Source organism: Streptomyces sp. NPDC023157, from assembly GCF_055560575.1.
In genome coordinates this window covers 566,576-581,545 of record NZ_JBVHIL010000001.1, presented here as the reverse complement: position 1 = coordinate 581,545, position 14,970 = coordinate 566,576, and the positions used below count along the sequence as shown (strand labels likewise).

The 14,970-nt window shown below is 72.4% G+C and carries 16 protein-coding genes; 6 read left to right on the top strand and 10 right to left on the bottom strand.

The genetic code is table 11. The annotated features are described in order from the left end of the window. Nucleotides 1-23: 23 nt before the first annotated feature. The 3 genes from ACZ3ZE_RS02725 to ACZ3ZE_RS02715 all read right to left on the bottom strand — a co-directional run bounded on the left by ACZ3ZE_RS02725 (nt 24) and on the right by ACZ3ZE_RS02715 (nt 2,349). On the bottom strand, nt 24-953 hold the full coding sequence (locus ACZ3ZE_RS02725) for a hypothetical protein (RefSeq protein WP_467257095.1): 930 nt from the start codon (nt 951-953) through the stop codon (nt 24-26). A gap of 110 nt (nt 954-1,063) precedes the next feature. Continuing rightward, nucleotides 1,064-1,513: a hypothetical protein gene (locus ACZ3ZE_RS02720; RefSeq protein ID WP_361163630.1), complete on the bottom strand. Its 450-nt coding sequence runs from the start codon at nt 1,511-1,513 to the stop codon at nt 1,064-1,066. 113 nt (nt 1,514-1,626) lie between these two features. Next, on the bottom strand, nt 1,627-2,349 hold the full coding sequence (locus ACZ3ZE_RS02715; RefSeq protein WP_442303877.1) for a helix-turn-helix domain-containing protein: 723 nt from the start codon (nt 2,347-2,349) through the stop codon (nt 1,627-1,629). A 400-nt stretch (nt 2,350-2,749) separates the two neighbouring features. Between ACZ3ZE_RS02715 and ACZ3ZE_RS02710 the strand changes: the two genes are divergently transcribed. Further along, a complete protein-coding gene (locus ACZ3ZE_RS02710) occupies nt 2,750-3,310 on the top strand; it encodes a hypothetical protein (protein WP_361163634.1) in 561 nt (186 codons plus the stop codon). Nucleotides 3,311-3,319: 9 nt separating this feature from the next. On the opposite strand, the gene ACZ3ZE_RS02705 is transcribed toward ACZ3ZE_RS02710, so the two are convergent. From ACZ3ZE_RS02705 to ACZ3ZE_RS02695, 3 genes are all read right to left on the bottom strand, one after another. Continuing rightward, nucleotides 3,320-4,330: an LLM class F420-dependent oxidoreductase gene (locus tag ACZ3ZE_RS02705; protein WP_361163636.1), complete on the bottom strand. Its 1,011-nt coding sequence runs from the start codon at nt 4,328-4,330 to the stop codon at nt 3,320-3,322. A 112-nt stretch (nt 4,331-4,442) separates the two neighbouring features. Next, on the bottom strand, nt 4,443-5,300 hold the full coding sequence (locus ACZ3ZE_RS02700) for a DUF5336 domain-containing protein (RefSeq protein ID WP_361163638.1): 858 nt from the start codon (nt 5,298-5,300) through the stop codon (nt 4,443-4,445). A 114-nt stretch (nt 5,301-5,414) separates the two neighbouring features. Then, nucleotides 5,415-6,287, bottom strand: coding sequence for an N-acetylmuramoyl-L-alanine amidase (locus ACZ3ZE_RS02695; protein WP_467257093.1), 873 nt, complete (start codon nt 6,285-6,287; stop codon nt 5,415-5,417). 328 nt (nt 6,288-6,615) lie between these two features. On the opposite strand from ACZ3ZE_RS02695, the gene ACZ3ZE_RS02690 reads away from it, so the two are divergent. Both ACZ3ZE_RS02690 and ACZ3ZE_RS02685 read left to right on the top strand, forming a co-directional pair. Continuing rightward, nucleotides 6,616-8,151 carry a hypothetical protein gene (locus tag ACZ3ZE_RS02690; protein WP_467257091.1) on the top strand — a complete coding sequence of 512 codons (1,536 nt, stop codon included), beginning with the start codon at nt 6,616-6,618 and terminating at the stop codon, nt 8,149-8,151. 202 nt (nt 8,152-8,353) lie between these two features. Continuing rightward, nucleotides 8,354-8,881 (top strand): RICIN domain-containing protein, encoded by a 528-nt coding sequence (locus ACZ3ZE_RS02685; protein WP_361163644.1) that lies wholly within the window; start codon nt 8,354-8,356, stop codon nt 8,879-8,881. Between the two features lie 9 nt (nt 8,882-8,890). Here the strand turns inward: ACZ3ZE_RS02685 and ACZ3ZE_RS02680 are convergent, their stop codons facing one another. From ACZ3ZE_RS02680 to ACZ3ZE_RS02670, 3 genes are all read right to left on the bottom strand, one after another. Continuing rightward, nucleotides 8,891-9,799 (bottom strand): hypothetical protein, encoded by a 909-nt coding sequence (locus tag ACZ3ZE_RS02680; protein WP_467257089.1) that lies wholly within the window; start codon nt 9,797-9,799, stop codon nt 8,891-8,893. A gap of 142 nt (nt 9,800-9,941) precedes the next feature. Next, nucleotides 9,942-10,580: a class I SAM-dependent methyltransferase gene (locus ACZ3ZE_RS02675; RefSeq protein WP_361163648.1), complete on the bottom strand. Its 639-nt coding sequence runs from the start codon at nt 10,578-10,580 to the stop codon at nt 9,942-9,944. Nucleotides 10,581-10,630: 50 nt separating this feature from the next. Then, nucleotides 10,631-11,038 carry an ATP-binding protein gene (locus tag ACZ3ZE_RS02670; RefSeq protein WP_467257087.1) on the bottom strand — a complete coding sequence of 136 codons (408 nt, stop codon included), beginning with the start codon at nt 11,036-11,038 and terminating at the stop codon, nt 10,631-10,633. A gap of 84 nt (nt 11,039-11,122) precedes the next feature. Here ACZ3ZE_RS02670 and ACZ3ZE_RS02665 point away from each other — a divergent pair, with 84 nt between their 5' ends. Next, entirely contained in the window at nt 11,123-11,962 is an 840-nt protein-coding gene (locus ACZ3ZE_RS02665; protein WP_361163652.1) for a helix-turn-helix domain-containing protein, read from the top strand. Next, on the top strand, nt 11,931-12,212 hold the full coding sequence (locus ACZ3ZE_RS02660) for a DUF397 domain-containing protein (protein WP_467257085.1): 282 nt from the start codon (nt 11,931-11,933) through the stop codon (nt 12,210-12,212). Before ACZ3ZE_RS02665 ends, ACZ3ZE_RS02660 begins: the two co-directional genes overlap by 32 nt. Here ACZ3ZE_RS02660 and ACZ3ZE_RS02655 read toward each other — a convergent pair. Then, the gene (locus ACZ3ZE_RS02655) at nt 12,206-12,613 is read right to left on the bottom strand and encodes a DUF4259 domain-containing protein (protein WP_361164697.1); all 408 of its coding nucleotides are present in this window, start codon (nt 12,611-12,613) and stop codon (nt 12,206-12,208) included. The two genes, ACZ3ZE_RS02660 and ACZ3ZE_RS02655, sit on opposite strands and share 7 nt — an antisense overlap. Before the next feature lie 157 nt (nt 12,614-12,770). On the opposite strand from ACZ3ZE_RS02655, the gene ACZ3ZE_RS02650 reads away from it, so the two are divergent. Then, complete coding sequence (locus ACZ3ZE_RS02650) at nt 12,771-14,954, top strand: acyl-CoA dehydrogenase (RefSeq protein WP_467257083.1); 2,184 nt, start codon at nt 12,771-12,773, stop codon at nt 14,952-14,954. Nucleotides 14,955-14,970: the final 16 nt, after the last annotated feature.

Below are 14,970 nucleotides of genomic sequence, written 5' to 3'. Positions count from 1 at the left end.
CGGCCTGATCCGAAAGACAGGCCCTAGCCCGCGAGCACCTCGCGGGAGGCCTTGTCCTGCCGGGCCAGCAGCGCCGCCCAGTCCTTCGCCACGGCCGGGTTGGCGTCCAGCCAGCGCTGCTGGACGGCGGCGAGCCGGGTGTACGCGGTGGTCAGATAGCCGGTCTCGCTCTTGCAGCGCAGATCGGCCTTCAGGACGTCCCGCCCGCCCAGCCGGGCCTTCTGGCTGGGCAGCGTCTTCAGCAGCGCCTGCGGATCGCGCTGCCCCGGGAATCCGGCCCGCTCCATGCACTGCTGCCAGCGGCCGGTCGCGTTCCGGAACGCCGGGTCCTTCTCGACCTCCGTACGCGCCTGCTCCTGGCCCTCGAAGAGCATGATCCGCACCTGGAGCCAGCGCGCCCGCCCGTCCCCGAGCATCCGCGTCTCGGCCTCCGCGAGGCACCCCTCGCCGGGCCGGGACACGCTCATGCCCTTCGTGCCCTTGACGGTCAGGCGCCTGTTCTCGTCGCCGAAGAGGGCCTGCGCGTACGCCGGAGAGGCCTCCGGGCTGCCGGGCTTCGGGGGCGTCTCGCCGGGCTGGTCCGCGGCGGGCGGCGCCTCGGACGGAGCGGTCTCCAGGCCGAAGGGCCGCGGGCGCTCGTCCGCGCCGGAGCCCGCCGGGGGAGTGGCCTTGGGTGCGTAGCGGAAGCCCGCGCGGGTCATGCAGCGGATGGCGTACGTCCGCTGCGCCTCGGCACTGCGGGCCTGTGCGCCGTCCCAGCTGAACACCCGCTCGGTGACGGGCGGGAGCCGGTGCAGCCGCTCCAGGCCTGCGGTCGTCGCGAGCGGCCGGTCCTCGCCCTGGGGCGGGCCGTCGGAGAGGGCCAGCACGGTTCCGGCGCCGACGGCCGCTCCGGCCGCGACGACCGCGGTGAGCGTGAGCAGGGCGCGGCGGGGACGGCGGGTCCCTGACATGGTGACGGCTGCCTTTCTTCGGCGGTGGGGGTGGGGCGACGGGGGCCCGGTGCACCCCTGTAGCACCGGGCCCCGGTCACACCCGGGGGATGACGGTCAGGAGTGCGGGATCAGAAGCACTTGATCGTCGTCGACGGGCGCAGCTGGAGGGAGCTGGCGGAGTCGCGCTGCCAGTCGGCGAGGCCGCCCATGAAGACCTCGCTGCCCGGGTTCACGCAGAACAGCAGGCCGCCGCCGTAGTTGATGTCACGGTAGTAGTGGCTCTCGTAGCCGCCCGTGCTGGAGTTGCTGGCCGAGGACACGTTGTCGTTGACGACCGCACCGGTGCCCGGCTCCGGGCTGTTGTCGTTGAAGTAGTCGTCGGTGAAGTTGGTGTCGCTGTTGTAGAAGTCGTGGCCGCCGCTGTCGCCCAGGTTGCCCCAGTAGACGCAGTGGTAGCCGGCGCCACAGGCGTAGCCGGCCGACGCCTGGGTCGCGGCGGCGACACCGCCGCCGACGAGCAGTGCGGTGGTCGCGGCGACGGCCGCGGCCTTCTTGCGGAGCCCCGTGGTCATGCGCATGAAAGTCGATCCTTCTGTTCGGCATTGCGTACGCGACCGCACGCGGGCGAAAGACTCGCACCCGCCGCCCGGCCCCGTATTGGAAAAAACCGCCGCGCCGGACGCGCGGCCGCTCAGCCCGCGATCCAGGCGCTCGCCGTCCCCCGGTCCGCGAGGAAGCGGCCCGGCGGCATCCCGGTCAGCGCGTTGAAGTCGCGGCTCAGGTGGGCCTGGTCGTAGTAGCCGCAGCGGACGGCCGTCTCGGCGGGCCGGTCGCCCGCCGAGAGCAGCCCGATCGCCCGGTTCAGGCGCAGGATCCGGGCCAGCCGCTTCGGACCGAGACCGATCTGCTCGCGGAACCGTGTCTCCAGGTGCCGCTGGCTCCACCCCGTGGCCGCCGCCACCTCCCGGATCTGGAGGGCCCCCGCGGACCGCTCCAGTAGCCGCCAGGCCTCCAGGACGGCCGGCGCGGGCCCCGTGTCGCCCGCCGCGTCCGCCTCCGCCGACCAGCGCAGCAGCGTCTCGTCGAGCAGCGCGAACCGCTCCGGCCAGCCCGGGGCCTCCGCCAGCGCCTCGGCCAGCGAGCGGGCCCGGGCGCCGACGACGTCCGCCGGGTCGGCCAGCGTGTCGGTCAGCTCCGGGAGCGCGGTGTCGCCGAAGAAGCGGCGCGCCGCCCACGGCGCCAGGGCCAGTTCCACGCCCTGGACGTCCCCGCCGTGCCCGAGCACCCGCGCCCGGGTGTGCAGCCCCGACACCAGGGACGTGTGCCGTCCCGCGCCCCGGACCCGCAGCTCGCCGCCGAAGCCGATCAGCAGCGACACCCGCCCGCTCGGCACGACCAGGCGTTCCTGTGGCACCCCCGCCGCCGAACGGAACCCCCGGTACGTGCCGATCCCCCTGCCGAGCCGGGCGTCCGGCGCCCGGTAGAACCACTGGCACCGACCGCCCCCCGTACATACGCGGCGACTCACCATCGAACTTCCGTACCTCCCCCGCCCGGAACCGTCCCGGGCCGGTGATCCACTCTCCGACCGCCCGGCGGGCCGGGCCAGGGGCGACGGCGTCCCAGGGACACGATGGGACGTCCCAAGGCGCTGACCTGCGGGGATGTCGGGAGGAAGGGATGTCGGGCACCGGATTTGAGCAGGGGTGGAACCCGTACGGAGCCACCCCGGTGGCGCACCCCGGGCCCCCGGGTGAGGCTGGGGCCTGCCCGGCGGATCAGGCCCGGTGCCACAGCCCCCACGGAGGTCCCACGTGCCCAGCCTCGTCCGCGCGCGGCGCGCCGTCGTCGCGCTCTTCCTCTCCGGCGCGCTGCTCGCCACGACCGCGGCCTGCGGCGGCGACAGCTCGCAGACGATGGGCACGAGCGCCGACTCGACGCCGACGAGCTCGGCCAGTTTCGAGCAGCAGAAGCTGGCCAAGACCCGGTTCGTGGCGAACGCGGGTCTGGCGGCGGGGGCCACGTACCAGTGGATCGTGAAGCCGTACCGCGCCGGCAAGTTCAAGAAGGGCGCGGACGGGCGCACGTTCGCTCTCGTGAAGGCCGGCCTGGCGGGCGCCTTCACCTACAACCGGCTCAAGGCGGCGCTGAACAACGCCAAGGGCGACCCGCTGCTCTCCAAGGCGGTGGCACCGCTGAGCGCCGGCATCGAGTCGCTGAAGGAACTCGGGACGAAGCTGCGCAAGGGGCAGGCGACCGACGCGGACATCGGCTCCTTCGACAGCATCATCAACAAGGTGAAGGACGCGGGGAAGAGCGCGGGCGCCGAGGTCGTCGACAAGGTGCCCAGCACGTCCCAGCTGAGCGGCGGCTGAGCCGCCGGTTCAGGCGTTGAGTTCCGCGAGCGTACGCAGTGTCTCCGGGTCCGGCGCCGTGACCAGGAGGTCGGTGACCGGGCCCTTGCGCCAGGCGGCGAGCCGTTCGGCGATCCGCTCGCGCGGGCCGACCAGCGAGATCTCGTCGGCGAAGGCGTCCGGCACGGCGAGCACGGCCTCCTGGCGCCGCCCGGCCGCGAACAGCTCCTGGATGTGCCGCGCCTCCGCCTCGTACCCCATGCGCCCCATCAGGTCGGCGTGGAAGTTGCGGGCCGTGTGCCCCATGCCGCCGATGTAGAAGCCGAGCATGGCCTTGACGGGCAGCAGCCCCTCGGCGACGTCGGCGCAGACCTGGGCGCGCACCATGGGGGCGACGAGGAAGCCGTCGCGGAGGCGTTCGGGGAGGGGGTACACCTCGGCCCAGCGGCTGGGCGACCAGTAGAGCGGCAGCCAGCCGTCGGCGATCTCGACGGTCTGGGCGATGTTCTTGGGGCCTTCGGCGCCGAGCAGGACGGGCAGCCCGGCCCTCAGCGGGTGGGTGATCGGCTTCAGCGGCTTGCCGAGCCCGGTGCCGTCGGCGCCCGCGTACGGGTGGGAGTGGTAGCGCCCGTCGAGCCGTACGGGACCTTCGCGCCGCAGCACCTGCCGGATCACGTCCACGTACTCGCGGGTCGCGGTGAGCGGCGAGCGCGGGAAGGGGCGCCCGTACCAGCCCTCGACGACCTGCGGTCCGGAGAGCCCGAGCCCGAGCGTCATCCGGCCGCCGGAGAGGTGGTCGAGGGTGAGCGCGTGCATGGCGGTGGCGGTCGGGGTGCGGGCGGCCATCTGCGCGACGGCGGTGCCCAGCCTGATCCGGCTGGTGTGGGCGGCGATCCAGGTGAGCGCGGTGAAGGCGTCGGAGCCCCACGCCTCGGCGGTCCACACCGAGTGGTAGCCGAGCCGCTCGGCCTCGCGGGCGAGTTCGAGGTGGGCGGCGGAGGGGCCGCGGCCCCAGTAGCCGAGGGCGAGTCCAAGGCGCATGGCGGCCAGCCTTCCTGACGCAGTGTCAGATTCGTGGGTCGGCCTGGACTGTACGACAACGGCCCCCCGCCCGGAAGGGCGAGGGGCCGTGGCGCGAGTTCCCGGACGCGGACTAGCCGCGCTGGATGCCGGTGGTGTCCTGGAGGACACCGCGGCGGCCGTCCTGCGTCTGCGCGACCAGGGCCTGGCCGCGCTGCTCGACCGCGAGGTACCAGGTGCCGGGCGCCAGCTCGGCGATGGGCGCCTGCGAGCCGTCCTCCGCGTACAGCGGGCGGGCCACCGGAACGGCGAACCAGAACGCGGTGAAGTCGGCGGCGGGCGCCGGAGCGGCGGCCTGCTGCGGCTGGGGCTGCGGGGCCTGCGGCTGCGGCGCCTGGTGCTGCTGCGCCTGCGGCTGGCCGCCGAAGGGCTGGCCGCCGAGCGACGGGTCGGGCTGGGCGCCGTACGGCTGCTGCGGGGCGCCGGGGTAGCCGTAGCCGCCGGGGACGCCCTGCTGGGCGCCGGGCTGCATGCCGTACGGCTGCGGGGTCTGCGGCTTCGGGGCGCCGAGCAGTGGGCCGCCGAGGGCCGGGACCAGCGGGGCCGCGACGGCCGCACCGGCCACCACGAGCGCGGCGATCAGGCCGAGGATGAGGCCCGCGCCGGCGTTGTCCGACTCGAAGACCCACATCAGCAGGGTCCAGGCGGAGGCGATGCCGAACGCGGCGCCGACCGGGCCGAGCTCGAGGCCGGCCACCTTGCGCGGCTGCGGCAGCGCGCGCGAGAGGACCACCAGCGCGGCGCCGGCGATGCCGAGGAAGAAGGAGCCCCAGCCGAGCGGCGACACCTCCCACGAGTTCGGGAGGTCGACCTTGGAGCAGATCGCGGCACCGGCGTCGCATCCGGAGATGCTGAGGAACGAGGCGATGAACAGCACCACCGCTGCACCGATCAGCACGCCATCGCCTCGGGTGAGGGAGCGGATATTCACGTAAGAGTCCTTCGTCGGGTCGTCTCGTCGGGGTGGCGCGGAGCACGGGGGCGGCCCCCTCGTACGGAGCATCGTACGGAGGGAATCTATCGTCCGTCCGTCGGGACGCCGGGCCTACCCCTTGAGGTAGGCCCCGATGCCGTCGGCGATCCCCTGCGCGGCCTTCTGGCGCCACGCGGCCTCGGTCAGCAGTGCGGCGTCCTTCGGATCACGCATATTGCCGCATTCGATGAACACCTTGGGGACGGTCGAGAGATTGAGTCCCCCGAGATCCTTCCGCACATCCAACCCGGTACCGGAACCGATGTAGTTGGCGGGGTGGGTCCCGGTCGCGCGCCCGAACCGCGTGACCAGTTTCTCGCCCAGGGTCCGCGAGGGGCCCACGATCTTCGTCGTGTCCGCACCGCCCTCCTGCACCAGCGCGGGCAGGATGACGTGGAACCCCCGGTTGCCGACGGCGGAGCCGTCCGCGTGGACCGAGACGACGGCGTCGGCCCCGGCGCCGTTCCCGATCCGGGCGCGCTCGTCGATGCAGGGCCCGTAGGGGCGCTCGGCGTCGTGGACGAGGACGACCTCGGCGCCCCGCGCCTTGAGGAGATCGCGGAGACGGTGTGAAACATCGAGCGTGAACGTGGCCTCGGTGTAGCCCGCGTTCGTGGAGGTGCCCGTGGTGTCGCACTCCTTGCGGTTCGTCCCGATGTTGACCTTTTTGTTGATTTCCGAGGTATGCCGGAAATTGCCGGGGTTGTGGCCCGGGTCGATCACGATCGTCCGCCCGGCGAGCGGCAGCTTCCGCGGCGGCCCGGCCGGGATCGCCCCGGTCGCGGGGCCGCCCGCGGGGGCGGTGGCCTTGGCCGCCTCGGTACGGGGGGAGGGCTGCGAGGGCGTCTGCGTCGCCGACTCGGCCGCGCCCCCGCAGCCGGCGAGGGCGGCGGCAGCGGTCAGGGCCAGAGGAAGGGCGAGGAGGTTCCGGTGGGCGTACGGCACCCCGCGACTGTAGGCGTTCCGGCGCGGGATTGCGCGTTCCGCTGGACGTGTGTGGGGGGAGGGTGAAGGGTATGTGGGGGGCACCGCAGCAACGACCACAGAGGGGGAACCTGTGGCGGGGGAAGATCACGACCACAACAGCGCGGCCGAGGACAACGGCGCGAACGATCCCCGGGGCAGACAGCCGTCGCCCTGGGAATGGACCGGACCGGGAGCACAGCAGCCCTCGGGTCCGCAGGCACAGCCGTCACCGGGGGCGCCCCAGGATCCGCGCCTCCAGCCCGGCCCGTACGGGCAGCCGCCCGCGCCACCGGGACCGCCGCCGGTGATGACCGCGGCGCCACCGCCGCCGCCCGGCCCGCCGCCGGGCCCGCCGAACCCCGCGCAGGCCGTCGCCGTCGCCCTGCTCAACCTCTCCGGCCTGGGCCTCGGCTACGTCCTGCTCAAGCAGTGGGCGTTCGCCGCCCTCTGCTGGGCCGCCACCGTGGCGCTGCTCGTCGTCGCCCTGCCCGCCGACCCGGACGGCATCCCCCTCGGCGTCCTCGTCGCGTACGGGGTCCTCCTCCTCGCCGTCGCCGCCGACGGGGCCCGCCGCGGACTGCGCGCGACCCCCGCCGCCCTGGAGGCCCCCGGCCGCCGCGCGCTCGTCCTGCCCGTCGCGATCGCCCTCCTGGCCGTCATCCCCGGAGGCGGCACCTTCGCGTACGGGGCGGCCCGCGACGAGGCGATCGAGCAGCAGCTCATGGACACGCTGACCACCGCCGACGGGCTGGTGAAGCGGGCCGAGGGCCAGTCCTTCACCAGCGTCGAGGTGACGTACAACTCGGTCCTCGCGACCTACCAGGACCTCGCCACGAAGCACGCGGACTCGCGCGCCGCGAAGCTGGTCCCCGACCGGCTCGCCGCCTACTACGCCTCGGTTTCCGCCCCGTACACGAAGAAGGACTACTGCGCGGCCGTCCCCGGCCTCAAGCACCTGCGCACGCTGCCCGACAAGGTCGACCGCGGACTCCTCGGCGGCCTGGTCGGCAAGGCCGACGAGCCGCTGGCCGAGTCCTGGTTCCAGTGCGGCACCACCACGATCGGCAACGCGGGCCAGGAGACCAGCTCCGGGGAGTACCTCAACGACCTGATGAAGACCTTCCCGCAGTCCCCCTTCACCCAGAAGATAGAGCCGACCCTGCGCGACGGCCTGCGCACCCGCGAGAAGGCCGTGGCCGGCGCGCCCTGCGACGCCGTCACGGAGGTCCGCCGCTTCGGGACCACGGTCGGCATGCTGCCGAGCGAGACCTACGCGGGCCTCGGGGCGGACACCAAGCGGGTCATCCAGCGCGGCGACTTCGGCTGCGGTCTCGACCGCTTCAAGAAGAAGGAGTTCAGCGAGGCGGCCACCGCGATGACCGACTACGCCAAGACCTACCCGGACAGCCCGCAGGCCGCCCAGGCGCGCAACATCGCCATCGCCGCCGAGATCGCCGAGGAGACCCCGGCGGCCGGCAACAAGGTGCCCTCCGGCGCCACCGTCGACGGCTCCGGCATGGTCATGGTCATCAGCAACGACGGCCCCGGCGAGGTCGAACTCCTCTACACCGGCCCGGTCACCGGCCGTCTCACCATCCCGTCCTGCGCCAAGTGCACCAGCTACCCGACCCTCCTGGTGCCGGTCGGCCAGAAGGTCAAGCCGTGCTCGGGCCCCTCGTCCAAGTACCCGAAGCGGACCCTGACGCTGCCTCCCGGCAACTACCAGATGCTCCAGAAGCGGGTGGGCACGGGCTCGTCGGCCGGCATGAAGAAGCCGAGCAACGCCAAGATCGAGTCCGGCTACAGCTACACCAACTGCCTCTACGTGACCTCAGGGTTCTGAGAATCCGGAGAAGGTGACCGAGCGTGTTCCAGGGCCGGGCCCCGTTTGCGGGGCCCGGCCCACGCGCGGATAGTGAGGATCGGGGCGTGCCGTGGCCCCTTCCTCCTCCGCGCTAGAGAGGAGCGCTCCTATGCGTATGCGCAAGGACACGCGGTCCCGTCGTCTGGTGACGACTTCAACGATTCTCATTGCGGGGGGCGTCATGCTCCTCCCCGTCCCCGCGGTCGCCCACCCCGCGGCGGACACCGGCTCCTCGGCCGCGAACTCGGCCGCCGCCCGCATCTCGGGCGGCTCCTTCCAGCTCCGCAACCTCCAGACCGGCAAGTGCATGACCGTCGCCGGCGGCGAGTCCACCGACAACAACGTGGAACTCGTCCAGTTCGACTGCGACACCCACCCCTCGCGCCGCTGGCGCGTCACGAACTGGAACGGCGACTCCTACCAGCTCGTCAACCGGCAGACCGGGAAGTGCGCCACGGTCGCGGGCGGCGACGGCGGGAACAACAAGCCGCTCGTCCAGTTCGACTGCGACGACCACCCCTCGCGCCGCTGGCGCGTGACCAACTGGAACGGCAACTCCTACCAGCTCGTCAACGTCCAGACCGGGCTGTGCGCGACCGTCGCGGGCGGCCGGTCGACCGACAACAACGTGCCGCTCGTCCAGTTCAGCTGCGACAACGACGCGTCGCGCCGGTACGTGATGAGGCTGGCGGGATCGGTGGGCGGATAGCGGCGGTATCTAGGCCTGTTCCGACTGCTCCGGCCGCTCCGTCCGCTCCACCTTGGCGCCCTTGGCCCGCTGCCCGGGAAGCGACGCCCTCGACAGGCGACGCCGCTCGGGGCCCTTGCGGTGCGAACCAGCCACGGCCAACAGCGAGATGGCGTACCAGATCATGACCCCGGCACCCCACCCGCCGAAGGCGTCCCAGGCGAGAGCCACGCTGGGCACCAACAGGCACACGTAGGCGAACCGGAGCCGCCATTTGTGGAAGGTCAACGACGGGACGTCCAGGCGGATGCTGTACTCGCTGATGATGATCCAGTCGTCGATGAAGAACGCGAACACATAGGCCAGCGACGTCATCCAGAGGCCGTCGAGTCCGTGCCCCCGGAGCAGCCACATGATGGTGAGGGCGGCGAGGAAGACGCCGCCCTGGGCGTTGGTGATGTTGAGCTGACGCAGCTTCCGCCAGAGCTCCAGCGTGGTGCCGTCGTGCCCGAAGAGCGTGCGCAGGAAGCTGATGTGCCGCATCAGCACGGTCACGCCGACGGCCACGGTGGTGAGCTGGAGGATCAGTGATCCGTTCGCCAGCTGCCCCGCGAGGCTGTTCAGGGTCGCCCGGCGGTCGGTGAAGACCAGCGGCAGCCACTGCCCGACGGAGCCGACCGACCGGCTGAGCGCCATCACGCAGCACGTGACCGCCAGTGCCAGGTTGGTGGCGCCTTGGCCGAAGCTGGTGTTGAGCCTCCTCCCGTGCTCCGACACCTGGACGTGGAACCTGCGCGTCGAAGGGAAGGGGAGTTGGTCGGACTGCTCCCGCGTCTCCGTCCGCACCCCGCCCACGCCCGAGACGAGGCACGCGAGACCGTAGGTGACGCCGCCCGCGATGAGGGCCGCACGAATGACCGGGTCGTCGAATAACTGCACCTGGGACCTCTTACGCGCGGGGCCACTGACGGGGCCGGTCGGGACCGAGGGGCGCCATCATGGCAGCGGAAGAGGCCGGGCGAAGGCGGTTTCGGCGCATTCGCCCGTACGGATTCGGGGGGCCGTTTCCGGCCCCGCCGCCTCAGCCCCGCCGGCGCAGCACCCGCAGCGACTCGGTGACCGAGATCTCCTCGAAGTCGCCCGACTCGATCGCCCGCAGATAGATCCGGTACGGGGCCTGGCCGCCGTCCTCCGGGTTCGGGAAGACGTCGTGGATGACCAGGATGCCGCCGGGCGCGACCTTGGGCGCCCAGCCCTCGTAGTCGTTGGTCGCGTGCTCGTCGGTGTGCCCGCCGTCCACGAACACGAAGCCGAGCTGCCCCGCCCACACCTTCGCGACCTGCGGCGAACGCCCGACGACCGCGATCACGTGCTCTTCGAGGCCCGCCTTGCGCAGCGTGCGCCGGAAGGTCGGCAGCGTGTCCATGACGCCGACCTCCGGGTCGACCACCGTCGCGTCGTGGTACTCCCACCCCGGCTGCTGCTCCTCGCTGCCCCGGTGGTGGTCCACGGTCACCGCGACCGTCCCGGCCGCCCGTGCCACGTCGGCGAGCAGGATCGTCGAGCGCCCGCAGTACGTCCCGACCTCCAGCAGCGGCAGCCCGAGCCCGGCCGCCTCGGCAGCCGCCGCGTACAGCGCGAGCCCTTCCTTGACCGGCATGAAGCCCTTCGCGGCCTCGAAGGCGGCGAGGATCTCGGGGGTGGGCTCGGCGGCGACCATGGTCGGCTCCTCCTACTGGCGGGTACGCGCTTACGGGCGCCCATGGTGCCCTACGCGTCGCACTCGAACCACACCGTCTTCCCGTCGGCCCCCTCCCTCACCCCCCACCGGTCCGTCACGGCCTCCACCAAAGCCAGCCCCCGCCCGCCCTCGTCGAGCGGCCCCGCCGCCTTCGCCACGAGCGGCCCCGGCACCCCGTCGGCCACCTCCACCCGCAGCCCGTGGGGCTCCCGCAGCAGCAGCACCGTGCACCGGCGGCCCGGCACGTGCCGGACGACGTTCGCGACGAGCTCCGTGAGCGCGAGCTCACCTGAATCGGACAGCCGGTCGAGTCCCCAACGCGTGAGGAACATGCGGAGGATGCGACGCATGTGACCGGCGGAATGCTCACCCACGGTGAAGCCCATCCGGTAGCTCGCTTCAAGCTCCGCAGGATAGAGGTCTGTTCCCTGATTCATGCCTCCAGATTGGAGCGGCATCGCTACGCTCGGCTACGGACTGGACTCAACGCTCAATGGCGTTTCCTTGGGGGTGACCTCGCCGTGGCCAACATCCGTATGCTCGATCCCAGCGCCTCGCCGCTGGACTACTACGGTTCGGAGTTACGCCGGCTGAGGGAGGAGGCGAAGCTCAGCCAGGACCAGTTGGGCGACATCCTCTTCTGCACGGGCTCGCTGATCGGTCAGATCGAGACCGCGAAGAAGCTGCCGAGCCGGGTGTTCTCGGAGCGGCTGGACGCGGCGCTGATGACGGGCGGGCTGTTCTCGCGCCTGATCGGGCTGGTCCTGAAGAGCCAGCTGCCGAACTGGTTCCAGCCGTACGCGGAGATGGAAGCGAAGGCGACCTACATCTCGACGTTCCAATCCCAACTGGTCTACGGGTTGCTTCAGACCCCGGCCTACGCCCGCGCGGTTCTGGGCGCGCGGACGGAAGCGGACGTCGAGGGCAAGGTCGCGGCGCGAATGGAACGCCAGCGCATTTTGGACCGCGATACCCCGCCCCTGCTGTGGGTCGTGCTGTCCGAGGCGGTGCTCCATCAGGAGATCGGCGGGCCCGTGGTCATGCGAGAACAACTCGCCCACCTGCTGGCCATGCAGGAGCGGGAGTGGGTGAAGATCCAGATCCTGCCTTTCAAGGCGGGTGCGCATGCCGGGCTGCCGGGTTCGTTCAATCTCCTGCGCTTCGACGACGACCCTGATCTCGTCTATACCGAGGACTTCGTCCGTGGGCACATGACCGCCGATCCGGCCGCCTTCAGGGAAGGGTCGCTCCGTTACGATCACTTGAGGGCCGCTGCCCTCTCGGTGGAGGAATCGGCCGCACTGATCGCCCGTGTCATGGAGGAGCGCTATGGGGACCAACCTGAACCTGACGGGCGCTGAATGGCGTAAGTCCTCGTACAGCTCCGACACGGGTGGCGACTGCGTCGAGTGCGCCCCCCTCGGCGCCGCCGCCTGGCGCAAGTCGTCCTTCAGCAGCTCCAACGGCGGCGAGTGCATCGAGGTCGCCGACCTCACCGCGCACGTCGCCGTGCGGGACTCCAAGAACCCCGCCGGCCCCGTCTTCCGCGCCGCCCCGGCGGCCTTTGCCGCCTTCGTGGCGGCGGCCGCCGAGGGGCGTATCGGTCACTGACCGGCGGCACCCGCCAGTACCGCCCGCAGCCGCAGGATGCCCGCCTTCCACTCTCCGCCGTCGGACTCCTCCCACAGCTCCAGCAGCTCGGAGTCCTTGCCGAGGACGCGGTCGAGGGCGGCGACGGCGAGGGGGCGGAGGGTGGCCGGGAGGGGCGGTATGGCCTTCTTGGGGCCGTACGCGGTGGTGACGGGGTCGCCGCCGGGGCACTGCGCGGCGACGAGGGCGGCGGAGGCGACGGCCTGGACGGCGAAGTACGAGTCGAGGTAGTCGTCGCCGTTCTCGGTGACCTCGCGGAAGGCGACGAGAAGGACGCCCGCCTTGTCGTCCGCCTCGTCGACCCGGTACGAGAAGTCGGCGGCGGTGTCGTTGTCGAAGGGGCCGATGTCCCAAGTGCCCATGATGTGCTCGCTCATTCTCTCCGTGTCGGCGGTCCCGACTGCTGCTCCACATGCTGGCACCCGCCACTGACAACGCCCCTGAGGTGACGGGGCTCTCGCCAATCGACCGCGTATCTGACCTTCCGTCAGATTGGAACGTGTTCTAGTCTGCCGTGCCATGGGCATCGCCATCACGCACGAACAGCGGGAGCTCGCCCGGTCCGTCCGCGGCTGGCTCACCCGCGCCGTACCGCCCGAGGACGTACGCAAGCACCTGGACGCGCCAGGGGGCGCGGCGGGCAGGCCGGCGTACTGGGACGGGGCCGCGGCGCAGGGGCTGCTGGGCATCCACCTCCCCGAGGGGTGCGAGGGCGGGGGCGGCGGGGATCTCGTCGACCTCGCCGTGGTGCTGGAGGAGGCGGGGCGGGCGCTGCTGCCGGGTCCGTACCTCCCCACCGTCCTCGCCGCCGAGCTGCTGCACCGCGCGGGGCGGGGGGAGGACGCGGGCGCGCTCGCCACGGGGGAGCGGACCGGCGCCGTCGCCCTCGGGCCGGGCACCCTGACCGCCGCGCCCTCGCACACGGCGGACGGGTTCGTGCTCGACGGGGTCGCGCCGCCGGTCCTCGGCGGCGCGCAGGCCGAGCTGCTGATTCTCTCCGCGCGCGCTCAACACGGCACGGTGTGGCTGGCCGTGGACGCCGACACCCTCTCCGTACGCCCGCACGAGAGCGCCGACCCGACCCGGCCGACCGCCGAGGTCGCCGCCGACGGGGTGTTCGTGCCCGCGAGCCGGATCGTGGGGGGCGTCGACGCGGTCCTGGTCGCCGACCTGGCGGCCGTGCTCTTCGCCGCCGACGCCTGCGGGACGGCCGCCCGCGTTCTCGACATCGCCGCCGAACACGCCCGTACCCGCGTGCAGTTCGGGAAGCCCATCGGGCAGTTCCAGGGCGTCAAGCACCTCTGCGCCGACATGCTGGTCCGGCTGGAGCAGGCCCGGGCGCTGACCTGGGACGCCGCCCGCGCGGCGCGCGAGGACGCCGTCGACGTACGCGGGCTGACCGCGTCGCTCGCGGCGGGGGCCGCGCTCGACACCGCGTACGGACTGGCGAAGGACTGCATCCAGATCCTCGGCGGCATCGGCTTCACCTGGGAGCACGACGCCCACCTCTATCTGCGCCGCGCGCTCGTCGCCCGCCAGCTCCTCGGCTCCGGCGACACCCACCGGCTGGCCGCCGTACGCCACGCGGCGGCCGGCACCCGGCGCGAACTCCGCCTCGAACTCCCTCCGGAGGCAGAGGAGTTCCGTGCCGCCGCCCGGGAGGCGCTGGCGCCGGCCGTCGGGCTCGACCCGCGCGCCGCCCGCCGCGCCCTCGCGGGCACCGGCTACGCGGCCCCGCACCTCCCGGAGCCGTACGGACTCGGGGCGGGCCCGGTGCGACAGCTCGCCGTACAGCGGGAGATGGAGGCGGCCGGGGTGCGGCTCAGCCCTCTCTCCATCGCCACCTGGGTTATCCCGTCCCTCCTCGCGTACGGGACACCTGAACAGCAGACCCGCCACCTGGCGCCCACCCTGCGCGGCGAACAGCAGTGGTGCCAGCTCTTCTCCGAGCCCGAGGCCGGATCGGACCTGGCCTCCCTCCGTACGAAGGCGGAACGGACGGACGACGGGCAGGGCTGGCGGATCAACGGCCAGAAGGTGTGGACGAGCGCCGCCCAGTGGGCCGACTACGGCATCCTCCTCGCCCGCACCGACCCCGACGCGCCCAAGCACAAGGGGCTCACGTACTTCGTCGTCGACATGAAGAACACCCCCGGCATCGACATCAGGCCACTGAAGGAGATCACCGGGGATTCGCTCTTCAACGAGGTGTGGTTCGACGACGCCGTCCTGCCCGCCGACGCGGTCGTCGGCGAGGTCGGCGGCGGCTGGAAGGTCGCCCGCAACACCCTCGGCAACGAACGCGTCCACATGGCCGACCAGGTCGCCTTCGACACCGGCCTCGAAGCGCTCATTGGACGGGCGGGCGACGAGGACGGCGCCGTACGGGCCCGGATCGGGGCGCTCGTCGCCGAGGCGCACGCCCTGGCCTGCATCGGCCTGCGCACCACCCTCCTCCAGGTGTCCGGCCTCGAACCCGGCCCGGGGGCCAGCGTCCGCAAACTCGTCCAGACCGTCCACCAGCAGAAACTGGCCGAACTCACCCTCGAACTCCTCGGCACGCAAGGCGCGTTGCGGGAGGGGCCGGGGGAACGGGCCGTGCACGGACTGCTGATGTCACGCTGCCTGACGATCGCGGGCGGCACCACCCAAGTGCAGCTGAATGTCGTCGCCGAGCGCCTGCTCGGCCTGCCGCGAGACTGAGAAACTGAGGGAGTGG